This window comes from Microcystis sp. LE19-10.1B, from assembly GCF_027530565.1.
GTDB lineage: Bacteria > Cyanobacteriota > Cyanobacteriia > Cyanobacteriales > Microcystaceae > Microcystis > Microcystis aeruginosa.
In genome coordinates this window covers 1-12685 of the sequence record NZ_JAPZQM010000061.1, presented here as the reverse complement: position 1 = coordinate 12685, position 12685 = coordinate 1, and the positions used below count along the sequence as shown (strand labels likewise).

Here is a 12685-nt window from a genome sequence, read left to right as displayed (position 1 = left end):
AAAGCCACTCTTAATCGTGTCTTGGAACGAAATAGAGGCTTTTAAAGACTGCGTACATGGAGAATTAAAACAAGAATTACCCTCGAAAAGCCTATTTTTCCACTAAGTATTTATGCTCATTGCAAAGGTGAGATGCTCCCGCTTCGCCCGTACTTTTTGCCGCAAACCCTAAATATGTCTTAGCTTACCAGCGCGTCCGCTTCGCCCTAATCTCAATCCTGTTGTGGCAACGATATCAGAGTTTTGTTTTTTACTTTTTGAACAGTCAACCAAACATTTAAACCGTCCACAACTGCTGTTGCCGTTGTGCTAGAATGGCGAAAAATTCTCGCAATTGATAATTATGTTAGCAGAGTTAGCCGCCGCCGAAATCGCTAAAATCGCCTTTGAAGCTGTTATCGGTAAATTAACGGAAGGAGCAATGGATAAAGGTGTAGAATTGTGGCAAAAAATTAAGCAAAAGTTACAAAAGGAACCCTCCGCAGCCAAGGTTTTAGCGGCAGCAGAACAAACTAAATCCGAGGCGATGATTGAACAGCAAGTGGTTCCTTTTTTACAGGTAGAAATGCTCAAAGACCCCAATTTTGCCCAAGAAATCCAAACCCTAGCACAACAAATTATGACAATTAATCAGAATCAAACAGAAACAAAAACTCAAATTGGTACACAAATAAACAAAGATATTAAACAACAATTGAACATTCAAGAAGTTAAGGGTAATTTAAATCTAGGAATCCCTCCTGAATGACTGGCGGCTCTGCACGCAAAAGCAGACGCAATAGAAAATAATCGCAGTAGTCAAAGGAGTACTTTCAAGGGAGGAGATGCTCGAAAACGTCTCGCCTATTGGCAGGGAAGGAAGGAGGAAATCACCCAAATTAAGCAGTGGTTTACTGATCAAAATGTTACGATGATTGGCATCAAAGGAGTTGGAGGGATTGGAAAATCTACCCTAGCCAGTAAAATTTTTGAGGAGAAAATTACCCTAGATCCTTCCCTAGGGGACGATGAAGATTTATTCCCAAAACGCTTTTGGTGGGAAGCGGGAAATCTGGGCGGATTTAGTGGTTTAGCTCGCCAACTCCTGACGGAATTTGGTTATCCTGTCCCCGAAAAAGAAATAGATTTACAGGAAGCTTTAATCAGACAATTGCAACGCCATCGCCACCTAATTATTATCGATAATCTAGAGAGTTTATTAGGGGAAGATGGTTCTTGGAATAATGAATTTTATCAGCAGTTTTTCACTGCTTGGATAGAAAAAGGTGACACCAGCAAAATTATAGTCACCACCAGAGAAAAGCCAAAAACTAGGGGTTTTAACCGTTGGATTGAGCTAAAAGGTTTGAAACCACCTGAAGGGGCGCAATTGTTAGCGGAATCGCAAATAACAGGGGATCTAGAGAACTTTTCTCGACGGGTGGATGGTCATCCATTACTCCTGCGATTGGTGGCGGATTTAATCTTAGCAGAATTTCCGCAAAACCCCAGTTTAGAAAGGTTAGCGGATTTAGGATTAGGAAATTTATCGCAACTTTTGAGCGATCCGCAGGTGGTGGGGAGTCATCGTCAAGAGACAGTGGGAATTGCTTTAGTTTTAGATGCTAGTTTTCAGCGACTTAGCCAAAGACAGCAGGAATTATTCACTAAAACCAGCATTTATCGCCGAGAATTTGATTCTCCAGCAGCCAAAGCGGTGATGGATAATTACCCGGAGATCGCACTATCCGAGATCACGGCAGATCTGCGAGAATTACAGCGACGATCATTATTAGAAGAAAAAGAGGAAAATCGCCAGCGAATTTTTAGTTTTCAGCCTTTAGTTTGGGAATATGCACAATACAAAGCCGGTGATCAAAGGGAATTACACCAAAAAGCGATCGCCTATTATCTTTCTATTGCTCAACCCGACTCCTGGGAAATCCTCAACGATGTGCAACCTTACCTAGAAATTTTCTATCATTGCTATCAGTTAACCGAGTACGACAATGCTTTTGATATTCTCCGTGCTATCGAGGATTTTCTCACCCGACGGGGGTATTATCAAACCCTAGCGGATTATTACCTTGAATTAGTCACTGTTTACCAACAACAGGAGGAGCAAACCAACTGGAATTATGCCGCATCCCTCACCAGTTTAGGCAATGTTTACAATTCCCTAGGAGAATACCAAAAAGCGATCGAGTTTCATCAACAGTCTTTAGCAATCTTTCGGGAAATCGGTGATCGGGGGGGTGAAGCGAATTCCTACAATAATTTAGGCACTGTTTACGATTCCCTAGGAGAATACCAAAAAGCGATCGAGTTTCATCAACAGTCCTTAGCAATCAAACGGGAAATCGGTGATCGGGGGGGTGAAGCGTATTCCTACCCTAATTTAGGCAATGTTTACAATTCCCTAGGAGAATACCAAAAAGCGATCGAGTTTCATCAACAGTCCTTAGCAATCCTTCGGGAAATCGGTGATCGGGGGGGTGAAGCGAATGCTTGGTTTAATCTGGGACTTACCTACTATAAACTCAAACGTATATCGGAAGCGAAAGAAGCAATTCTTCAAGCGCGGGAATTATATCAAGCATTGGGGTTAGCAGGATATGTTCAAAAGTGCGATGATGAAATTCGGCAATTAGAAACCCGAAAATATCCCTTAATCGTTGCTTTCTTTCTGGGGGTGGTTATGTTTCCTTTAGTTTTAATTGGGGGGATAATAGTGGCATTGTGGCGATTGTTAAAAAGATGGTTGAGGAAAGCATAATTAGGGGTAGGATGGGTTAGATATCCCTTATTTTTAACCTGAGTTTCACATCTGCTAATTTCCCCTCATAACTACCCTAAAGTGAGAAATTATAGTAATATTTCTAAGGATTGCCAGAAAAGAAAGAGCGCCACGCTGCTGTTCCGATCGCTCCTCCTAAAAGAATAATTAACGTCCAAACTTGATTTTTTTGGGTTCCTTCCACCTTTTCTAGTCTTCTATCCATCCCATCGACTTTCTCAGTTAGTTTTGCCTGTCCTACCTCTAGCTTAGTTAGCCGTTCGTCGATTTTGTCAAATTTCTGGTTAAAATCCTTCTGTAGGCTATCAAATTTCTGGTTAACATCCTGTTGGAAGGTATCGATTTTTTGGTTAACTTCCTTGATGCTGTCTTTGATTTCCTTGAGGACAGATTCAAGACTATAAGTAACGGTTTCGTTAGACATTTTGGTAAAATCCCTGGGAGTAATGATAGTACAATAATTTTATTTTAATCCTAAATCCGGTTATTAAAGACTGATTATTTATTGCCTGTCCTGATAAGTAGGGAGGCACAATTATTTGTAGGATGGGTTAGCGGTAGCGTAACCCTTGCAGGTGTTGGGTTTCATGCTTCAACCCAACCTACGTTCTATTGCCTCTATTGCCTATTGCCTCTCCTGATATGTAGCCTATACTCAACGGATTTAGTATTATGGCAATATTTCTAAGGATTACCAGAAAAAAAGGATCGCCACGCTGCCGTGCCGATGGCCCCTCCTAAAAGAATAATTAACGTCCAAACTTGATTTTTTTGGGTTCCTTCCAGCTTTTCTAGTCTTCTATCCATCCCATCGACTTTCTCAGTCAGTTTTGCCTGTCCTACCTCTAGCTTAGTTAGCCGTTCGTCGATTTTATCAAATTTCTGGTTAATATCCTGTTGCAAGGTATCGATTTTTTGGTTAACTTCCTTGATGCTATCTTTGATTTCCTTGAGGACAGATTCAAGACTATAAGTAACGGTTTCGTTAGACATTTTGGTAACATCCCTGGGAGTAATGATAGTACAATAATTTTATTTTAATCCTAAATCTGGTTATTAAAAACTGATTATCTATTGCCTCTCCTGATATGTAGCCTATACTCAACGGATTTAGTATAACTATCTCTGCCATTACTTTTGAAAAATGCTATAAATTTCCTCGGCAATATTTCTGCTACCTCCGGACTCTCCCACTCTAATTTTGCCATTTTCTAAACATCTGTGTAAATAACGAGAATCTGCCAAAATATCAATAATTTTAACCGCGGCATTTTTAAATAAATTTACCTCCGTGGGTTTCTGTCCAATAGTTATCACCGATTCCCCTAATAAGCGCATTTGTGCCTCGGCAAAAGGATAGGTAAATTGGGGACCAAATCCGGGTATTTGTAGGACGGGTTTTCCTAATCCCACCGCTTGTTCTACTGCTGTACCCGCCATGGCTAAACAAGCGTCACAATGGTGTAGAATATCGGCAAAAGCATCACGATAACAGCACAATAAAGCCCCATTTTTCTCTAATTTTCCCGCTCCTAAATAATGCCATCCCTCTTGTTTAGCTAAATTTTCTAAGTCGGTTTCTCTGATACTAGGAATGATAGCAGCCCGAAACTGCATCGGTTTAATTTTAACTATTTCCTCACAGACTTGTAACTGTAAAGCCAAATTACTCAAAGCTTCGGGTAAACGACTCCCCGCTAATAAAGCAATCATGGGAATTTGACGATCTAATTCTAAATCTTTACCCGTTGGTGTTAAGACATCCATAATCGGATAACCAGCAAAAATCGCTTTTTTAATACCCCGATTTTGTAGGTCTGTTGCTGTATATTTATCCCGGGTAAAAACTCTTAAACAATTCTTCGATCTTAAACATAATTTTGTCAGCAAAGGTAATTTAATTGTGCCTTCGTAATAACTGGAAGTAGAAACAATAAAAGCCACAAAGGGACGACTGGTTAAACTAGCGATCGCAATCGGCACGATATCCCCCACTGCTATCAATAAATCACAATCCTTGCTAACTTTAAAAGCTGCCTGAATTTGCTGAATAGTTAGACTAATTAATCCCGCACCAATATCCTTAATCCAATTCAAAGGATTGGTATAAATAATTCCCCCCGATGGCATAGTGGCAGTGGGGGCAATAATTGGTACTGACAATTTTTGATAAGCTTTTCCCTCTCCCACTAAAGGCAAAGCAGCTATAGATAATTGGGGCTGAATTTTTTGTAATTCCCCCAGAATTAAACTAGCATTTAAATCCTCACCATGACCATTACTAAGAAATAAAACCTGTTTAAGCATCGATTTGTTATCCTCTATATTCCCTTGCTGCCAAAGAAACCGCCACCGTCACCGATTTTGCTTCTATTTGCTTGCTGACTAGCAAAGTATCGCCCATTTTTAAAGCGGCAGCTTCAGCGACGCTAGGGGTTCCTTCTTTCTTGTTGACAATAGCTGAGGGATTGGGGACATTAATATCTCTCAACTCCTCAGCAGTAAAGGTTTTTAGTGGCAATCCTTGCTCTTGACAATAGGCAATTAAACCCCGTTCATTAGCTTTGATGTCAAGGGTGGCGATACCAGCAATAGCGGCTAAAGAGAGGTGATAACGCTTAAAAACATCCCTAATTGCCCTATCTATGACCGCTTTCTCCGTCCCACGGATGCAACCTATTCCTAACCATAATAATCGTCCATGGCACTGCACTTTTACCCCGGAAGGATCGGGGGAAAAACGAGGTTGGCTAAAACCTGTCCACAGGGGACTTATCCCGATTAAATCGATTGCGGGTGAGTGGAAAGCGGGGGAAGCGCTAGTCATACAAGACTACAATATTTTTACCGGTTGAAATTGTTCGCCTTCGTCCAGTTGCCAAGCTTGTAAATCGATCGCTCGTCCTGAAACTACGGAGACAATTAAATAAGTATATCCTGACCAGGCTAATTGGCGATCAATTTCCGAGGGAATGGCGGCATGATCGGGATGGGAATGATAGATACCAATAATTTCTAGCTGGTTTTCCCGCGCCGATTTTTGAGCTTGTAAAAGCACTTCTGGCGCAATACTAAAGCGGTTTTTCCTATTACCTGACCAGTTATTTTCTGTGGTTTGCACGGTGATCACTTGGGCTGCTGTTTCGGTAATTTTTCCCAAGAGTAACCCACAACATTCTTCGGGATAGGTGGATTCTGCGTGGGTGAAAATACGCTGGTAAATTTGGTCTGTAATCAGGATCATAAGGGAAAATTTTCAAAACCTATTGATGTTAGTTTGCTTTAGCTATAGGGAACTTGAAAACTGGGTGCATCTCAATTTGGTCGAAATATCTATAGGACATTTTGTCCGTACGCGATGCGCCCCTACCATTGGCGCAATAATATTATTGTAGGGACTAATTGCCTTCGCTCTCTTTTAGTAACTTCTGCATCGCTGACTTAGGAATAACTTATTCTTGGCCGGTTCCAGCCAATGTTAAATTTATCTTATTGTTCCCTAACCTTTGCACTGAACTGATAAATGTCGATCGATTTTCGCAATCTTAATACACTTTGGGGTTCTATTTTAGTCGAAACATTGGCCCGTTTGGGATTGAAGATAGGGGTGGTTTCTCCCGGATCGCGATCGACTCCTTTAACGATAGCCTTGGCAAGACATCCCCAGATTGAAGCTATTCCCATCTTAGACGAGCGCTCGGCCGCTTTTTTTGCCCTGGGATTAGCCAAACAATTATATCAACCGGTGGTTTTAGTCTGCACTTCTGGCACTGCCACGGCTAATTTTTATCCCGCAGTCATTGAAGCAAAAGAAAGTCATGTCCCTTTATTAATTCTAACCGCCGATCGCCCCCCAGAATTGCGTCATGCTCACGCCGGTCAGACTATCGATCAAGTCAAACTCTACGGTAATTATCCCAACTGGCAAGCGGAAATTAGCTGTCCTAGTGCCAATATCGAGCGTTTACGCTATCTCCGTCAAACTATCATCCACGCGTGGTGGCGCTGTCTTGATCCTGTCCCCGGAGTGGTGCATCTCAACTTACCATTTCGGGATCCCCTCGCACCAACTCCCGATCTAGAAATTAACAATTTAGAGGCTAATTTTGACCAAGAGGCTTTTTTTAGCCATATATCTCGGCAAAATATGCCAATTAACCACTCAATTCTCGAAATTCCTTCTTTACCCCCCCAAGGAATTATCATCGCGGGATTAGCTTCCCCGCAAAACCCTGAAAGTTACTGTCAGGCGATCGCTGATTTAGCCCGATCGCAACAATATCCCGTCTTAGCGGAAGCTTTATCTCCTCTGCGAAACTATGCAGGGTTAAATCCCCATCTCATCACTACCTATGATTTATTATTGCGGAATCCTGCCCTTAGGACCCAATTAACCCCCGATGTTGTCCTGCAAATTGGCGAATTACCCACCAGCAAAGAATTACGGACCTGGTTAGAAGAAATCGACTGTCCGCGCTGGATTATCGATCCCCATCCCGATAATTACGATCCTCTACAGGGAAAAACCGGACATCTCAGGGGAAATATCGAGCAATTAGGGGATCTATTCCCAGATAAAACCGATAATAATCGAGAATATCGGCAATTATGGCAAAAATTCGACCAGCAAGCTCGATTAACCATCGATCGCCTTTTGGCAGCAGAAACTAAACTGATTGAAGGTAAAATCCCCTGGCTGCTCTCCCAATACCTCCCCCCCCGTACCCCGATCTTTATCTCTAATAGTATGCCTGTTCGCTATGCCGAGTTTTTTAACCCGCCTAGCGATCGCCAAATTCGTCCCTATTTTAACCGCGGGGCCAATGGCATCGACGGCAACCTCTCCACTGCGATAGGAATAGCTTATAAAAATGTCCCCAGTCTGCTATTAACGGGAGATTTAGCCCTATTACACGATACAAATGGTTTTTTAATCAAAAAATATTTTGTTGGCTCCTTGACCATAATTTTAATCAATAACAAGGGGGGAGGCATTTTCCAGATGTTGCCGATCGCCAAATTTGACCCTCCCTTTGAAGAATTTTTTGCCACTCCCCAAAATATCGACTTTTGCCAACTCTGTCGCACCTACGGTATTGATTACCATTTAATCAGCGATTGGACTGATTTTAAGGAAAAAATCGCAGTTTTGCCGGAATCAGGGATAAGATTACTAGAAATATCCTGCGATCGAGCTTTTAATACTCAATGGTTCCTCAGTAATTATGTGTAGGGTGTGGGGTGTGGGGTGTGGGGAAGTGGGGAGAATAAAGCTGCCTATTGCCTATTGCCTATTGCCTATTGCCTATCCTGATAAGTAGGGAGGCACAATTATTTGTAGGATGGGTTAGCGGTAGCGTAACCCATGCGGGCGTTGGGTTTCATTCTTCAACCCAACCTACGTTCATCTTATATTTAATTCCACCCACCTACTTATGTAGCCTATACTCAACGGATTTAGTATTAATTCCCTTTTTCGAGAAAGTGAATACAATGGGTGGAAAGAGTTAAAAGAGTCCGATGAATCGACAAAGACGGCAAAAATCAAGACAATTTTCTCTCCCTAGATATTCTATCTTTCCCCCGGAACAATGGCGATCGGGAGTGACTTCTTTGGTGATTAGCTTGGTCTTGTCCCTACTGATTTTAAAACTGAATACCTCTAGTCTCTCCACTGCCACCATAAATATTTTTAATCCCTCCACTGTGGGGGAGAATTTAGCCGGTAAGAGCCTAGATGAGTTAGAAAAGCAGAAAATCGCCGAATTTTTGCAAATTGCCCCGCCAGAAACCGAATTAACCCTCGATCGCGTTCCCTTGTTTATTCTCCACGATACAGCTTGGAGTATGACTGCGGGTAACATCGAAGAACAGAAAAAATATGCTCGCGGTCCGATGAAATTGGGTCCCAATGTTTACATCCCCCGCAAACCGAATTCCAGGGATAGAGATATTTTAGACTCGATCGCCCGGCCTTTTTTTGAACGTCACCGTCCCACGGCCACTTTTTATGAACAAGCAGCCGAAATGCTGCCCGCAGACACCAGGGATCAATTAGTGCGTCAACTGTGGCAACTTACCCCAGAAACTATCCGCGTCAAGGGTTTTGCACTTGCTTTAGCGGGTGTTCCTTTGAGTACGCGATCGGCCTCTGAGTTAGAAAAAAGGGCGAGAATTTGGTTAAATACGCCTTCAGAAGCCTTCTTTAAGCGTTTAGTCAAAGAATATCCCACAAATTACTTTGATGGGGCAAAAACTACCGCATTATGGGCAACAGAAGCGATTTGTCAGCAGCTATCTCACCCTAATTGCGATCGCTTGCGACCAGTTTTTGCCGAAAGAAATCGTCGGGTTATCTCCAGTGTTAACATTGAACTGGTACAAGCGCCGGGATCCCACTGTTTGACCAAAGGACGCTTGCAACCCCTCCCCGGTTACAGCGATTTTCAATACCAACAAACGGCGAAATATTATCTCCTCGCAGCCTTACAAACGGGACAATTACCGCAAATTGTCAGCCATTTTGCCGTAGATAGTTTTCTGATTAATCAAGGAAAATATCCCCATTGTGACCCCCGGGGTTTTGATCTACAACGTCTCTACAATCTCATCAGTCAAGCTTTGGATTATGACCCCGGCACTGTTTATGGCATCGTCCCTCGTTACGGCACAAATATTCTAGCCGGTGATAATATTTGGTGGCATAATCGAGTTTTTGACCAAGCAAATTTACCCACAACTTTAAATTAGACCTGATCATTTAGAAATGTCCACTTCTCCCAAAGCTTCTAGATAAGTAATCGCCGCTTCTAAAGGAGAATCGTAGCTATATGAAAACTCCTCAAACCAGCGTCCTTCCTCCGATTTGGCATCTAATTTATCTAACCATTGCTTTGCCTTTCTAGTTAAAGCTTCTCGCTTGCGCTGCTGTTTTAATGCCGCCGCTTTTTCTTTTTCCGCTGCCTCCTGTTGTTGCCTTGCTTGGTTTTCTAAGGCTAAAGCTTTTAAAAGCGCATCGGTAGCAGAATCGCTGGCATAATTAACCTTAAATTCGGCCGGGGAACGATCTTTTTCTTGGCGAGAAGAAGGGGACGGCATCGGTTTTTCCTGATCCCGTTTCTGGTATTCTGCCTTCATTTGTGCCAGTAAATCTTCTATTTCTCCCATAATGATCAAGTTAGAAAGTAAAAAGTTAAAAAGATAATTGCTCTGATTGCCTCTGCCTTAATAACTAAGTAACTGGTTATAATTAAATTGAAGATGGATCCCCCCTTAATCCCCCCTTGATAAGGGGGGTGTCTGACAGTTTTTAACACCTAACTACTGAATAACGGGTTTCCTTATTTTTCCAAACGGACCACATACCATTGTAGATAACCCTCCTCACCCAGGTCTAACTCGCAGTAATTATCGCGCAGATAGAGAGATTTTTCCTCAAAACTAGAGAATTTCGCCAATTGTCGGGGACAAATCTCTGGTTTTGCGGTGATTAAATCTTTTAACTTATCCCGCAACTGGTCGGGAGTCTGGAATTGTTCAGGTTGATCGGCCTCAAGGACAAGAAAATAGTCCCCTTGATACATAATAGAATCGGGCATCGCTGTTTGATAGTCTCAGTAGGAAAATTTTTTGGCTATCTTTATCACTTTATCGCCTCAACGCTCGATCGACACCACCACTATGACAGACCATCTCACCAATCCCTTTCTCAGTCTCCCTTACGAAAGCGCCATGCAGGACTTGGGGGACCAATACTATGATCAAGTTGCAGCCGCGGATTTTCCCAGTCATATCCTTCGTTTTCGCAATGATGCTTTATTACCTTTGGTGGGAATTCAGCCAGAATTAACCTTAGATGAGCATTTTATCGAGGCTTTTGGTAAATTTCAATCCCTGACCCCCTTTTTGGCCCTGCGTTACCACGGTTATCAATTTGGCGAGTATAATCCTTTCTTGGGAGATGGTCGCGGTTTTCTCTACGGTCAAGTTAGGGGTATTGATGGCAAATTATACGATTTTGGTACGAAAGGATCGGGACGGACTCCCTATTCCCGTCATGCGGACGGTAGGTTAACTCTCAAGGGTGGAGTCAGAGAAGTCTTAGCTGGGGAAGCTTTACGCGGTTTAGGGGTGAATACCTCTCGCTGTCTCAGTTTGGTGGAAACGGGGGAATCCCTCTGGCGCGGTGATGAACCTTCCCCGACGCGATCTTCGGTGATGATTCGAGTTAGTAATTCTCATATTCGTTTCGGGACTTTTGAGCGTTTATTTCATATTAAACGTAGCGATTTAATTAAAAGACTCCTCGATCATGTGATTATTTATTATTATCCTGAAATCAATCCCCAAGATAGCGATCGCTATTTAAAATTTTACGCCGCTTTAATCGAAAGAACCGCTAAATTAGCGGCCCAATGGATGGCCGCAGGTTTTTGTCATGGGGTTCTCAATACTGATAATATGTCAATTACCGGGGAAAGTTTCGATTATGGTCCCTACGCTTTTATTCCTTCCTATAATCCCCAATTTACGGCGGCCTATTTCGACTACAGCGGCCGTTATAGTTATGGCAATCAGCCTTTTATCTGTCGCTTAAATCTAGAGTTACTGCAATCTCCCCTGGCCATGGTCGTCTCCTTGTTAGAGTTAGATCTGGCTTTGGCTAACTATGACCAGCATTACAATTTTTATTATCAAAAAATGATGCTCAAAAAGTTAGGTTTTGAGGATATTTTTACTCCCGAATCTGCTTTACTGGTCAGCAAAACCGTGGAAGTTCTCCAAGAAACTGGCCTCGGTTATCACGACTTTTTCTATCAATTAAGTGAACAATTTAATTACGGTTGGCGAGAAAATAGTTCTCTAATTCTTGAAAATATGGATTTACCGAAAGCTGATTGGCAACGTTGGCGAGAATTATATAGTTTGGTCTTAAATCAATTACCCTCAGATTCTTTGGTTCAAATTGGGAACACCTTAACGCATTATAATCCTAAAACTGCTTTACTTAGACCGCTAATCGAATCGGTTTGGGAGGCAATTACCTATAAAGATGATTGGCAACCTTTCCAAGAATTAGTGATAAAATTACAAAATAAACAGTAATTAAGTAATAAGTAGTGGTGCAAAATTAATTTCTTGGTTAGGAGAGGCAACAGGTGATTAAATATGTGTAATTAATTATCTCTAGCTACTTATTCAGGTCATTTCCTGAAATGCGTTGGACAAAAATTGACCAGACTTGGCGATCAATGTTTCCGCTCCAACTATTAAAAGTGTCAAAATAATAGTGAAGTTTTGTGACAAAGTGCAGTCAGATCTAAGAATCTTTGCTAGAACTCTAGAAAGCTTCTGTGATAAGTCTCTTGAAAAGAGATTGTTTGCAGTAAGCTCTTCTGGCTAACACGCTTTTGGGTGTGATATGGGGAAAGTTTCTTGCAATTGCGCCTAAATCGAGTGATATACAGAAAGTTGACCCATATCGTTACTCTGGAGAGTGTTATGCAGAAAGTTGACCTGTAATATGTAGTTATGCGGCAAGTCCTCGGTTAGGACAGTGGCTTGAAGTTGCTTGCGGGGCATTCATTCACGATAAAAATTGCTTGGCATGGATAGCTGTAACGACAATTTATAACTACAATTGGTTATTGTAGCTGTCGTTCGGTTATGGAATATGAATGGGATGAAGCAAAACGTCTTGCTAATCTTCGTAAGCACGGAATAGATTTTACCGATGTTCCAGCCGTGTTTGATGGGGATATTGTAACGGTTGAGGACGATCGTTACGGTTATGGAGAGCAGCGTTTTGTCACATTCGGTTTGTTGCAAGGGCGAGTGATTGCCGTTGTCCATACAGAACGTGAGGATTGCACCCGTATTATTTCTGCAAGAAAAGCGACGAAATATGAA

General features: G+C 42.1%; 13 protein-coding genes. 6 read left to right on the top strand and 7 right to left on the bottom strand.

Annotation, left to right across the window (positions count from 1 at the left end; genetic code table 11):
- Window positions 1-343: 343 nt before the first annotated feature.
- Both O9332_RS02295 and O9332_RS02290 read left to right on the top strand, forming a co-directional pair.
- Entirely contained in the window at window positions 344-748 is a 405-nt protein-coding gene (locus tag O9332_RS02295) for a hypothetical protein (RefSeq protein WP_288023473.1), read from the top strand.
- Window positions 749-2755 carry a tetratricopeptide repeat protein gene (locus O9332_RS02290; RefSeq protein ID WP_502846632.1) on the top strand — a complete coding sequence of 669 codons (2007 nt, stop codon included), beginning with the start codon at window positions 749-751 and terminating at the stop codon, window positions 2753-2755.
- Between the two features lie 103 nt (window positions 2756-2858).
- Here O9332_RS02290 and O9332_RS02285 read toward each other — a convergent pair whose 3' ends face one another.
- From O9332_RS02285 to O9332_RS02265, 5 genes are all read right to left on the bottom strand, one after another.
- Entirely contained in the window at window positions 2859-3200 is a 342-nt protein-coding gene (locus O9332_RS02285) for a DUF4164 family protein (RefSeq protein ID WP_002776981.1), read from the bottom strand.
- Window positions 3201-3460: 260 nt separating this feature from the next.
- Window positions 3461-3769: a hypothetical protein gene (locus tag O9332_RS02280; RefSeq protein ID WP_002736903.1), complete on the bottom strand. Its 309-nt coding sequence runs from the start codon at window positions 3767-3769 to the stop codon at window positions 3461-3463.
- A gap of 138 nt (window positions 3770-3907) precedes the next feature.
- On the bottom strand, window positions 3908-5083 hold the full coding sequence (locus O9332_RS02275) for a lipid-A-disaccharide synthase-related protein (RefSeq protein WP_002756902.1): 1176 nt from the start codon (window positions 5081-5083) through the stop codon (window positions 3908-3910).
- Window positions 5084-5090: 7 nt separating this feature from the next.
- Window positions 5091-5603, bottom strand: coding sequence for a cobalamin biosynthesis protein (locus O9332_RS02270; protein ID WP_002756901.1), 513 nt, complete (start codon window positions 5601-5603; stop codon window positions 5091-5093).
- A gap of 6 nt (window positions 5604-5609) precedes the next feature.
- Window positions 5610-6020, bottom strand: coding sequence for a M67 family metallopeptidase (locus O9332_RS02265; RefSeq protein WP_002756899.1), 411 nt, complete (start codon window positions 6018-6020; stop codon window positions 5610-5612).
- Window positions 6021-6299: 279 nt separating this feature from the next.
- Here O9332_RS02265 and menD point away from each other — a divergent pair, with 279 nt between their 5' ends.
- Both menD and O9332_RS02255 read left to right on the top strand, forming a co-directional pair.
- Window positions 6300-8009, top strand: coding sequence for a 2-succinyl-5-enolpyruvyl-6-hydroxy-3-cyclohexene-1-carboxylic-acid synthase (gene menD / locus O9332_RS02260; RefSeq protein ID WP_288023471.1), 1710 nt, complete (start codon window positions 6300-6302; stop codon window positions 8007-8009).
- Between the two features lie 287 nt (window positions 8010-8296).
- Window positions 8297-9526 carry a hypothetical protein gene (locus tag O9332_RS02255; protein WP_002756895.1) on the top strand — a complete coding sequence of 410 codons (1230 nt, stop codon included), beginning with the start codon at window positions 8297-8299 and terminating at the stop codon, window positions 9524-9526.
- 6 nt (window positions 9527-9532) lie between these two features.
- On the opposite strand, the gene O9332_RS02250 is transcribed toward O9332_RS02255, so the two are convergent.
- Entirely contained in the window at window positions 9533-9943 is a 411-nt protein-coding gene (locus O9332_RS02250) for a salt stress protein, Slr1339 family (RefSeq protein WP_288023469.1), read from the bottom strand.
- A gap of 173 nt (window positions 9944-10116) precedes the next feature.
- Complete coding sequence (locus tag O9332_RS02245; RefSeq protein WP_002756891.1) at window positions 10117-10374, bottom strand: CRR7 family NDH-1 assembly protein; 258 nt, start codon at window positions 10372-10374, stop codon at window positions 10117-10119.
- 82 nt (window positions 10375-10456) lie between these two features.
- On the opposite strand from O9332_RS02245, the gene O9332_RS02240 reads away from it, so the two are divergent.
- On the top strand, window positions 10457-11881 hold the full coding sequence (locus O9332_RS02240; RefSeq protein WP_502846631.1) for a protein adenylyltransferase SelO: 1425 nt from the start codon (window positions 10457-10459) through the stop codon (window positions 11879-11881).
- Window positions 11882-12442: 561 nt separating this feature from the next.
- Window positions 12443-12685, top strand: a 243-nt coding sequence (locus O9332_RS02235) for a BrnT family toxin (RefSeq protein WP_002756886.1), incomplete at its 3' end; no start/stop codon positions are given.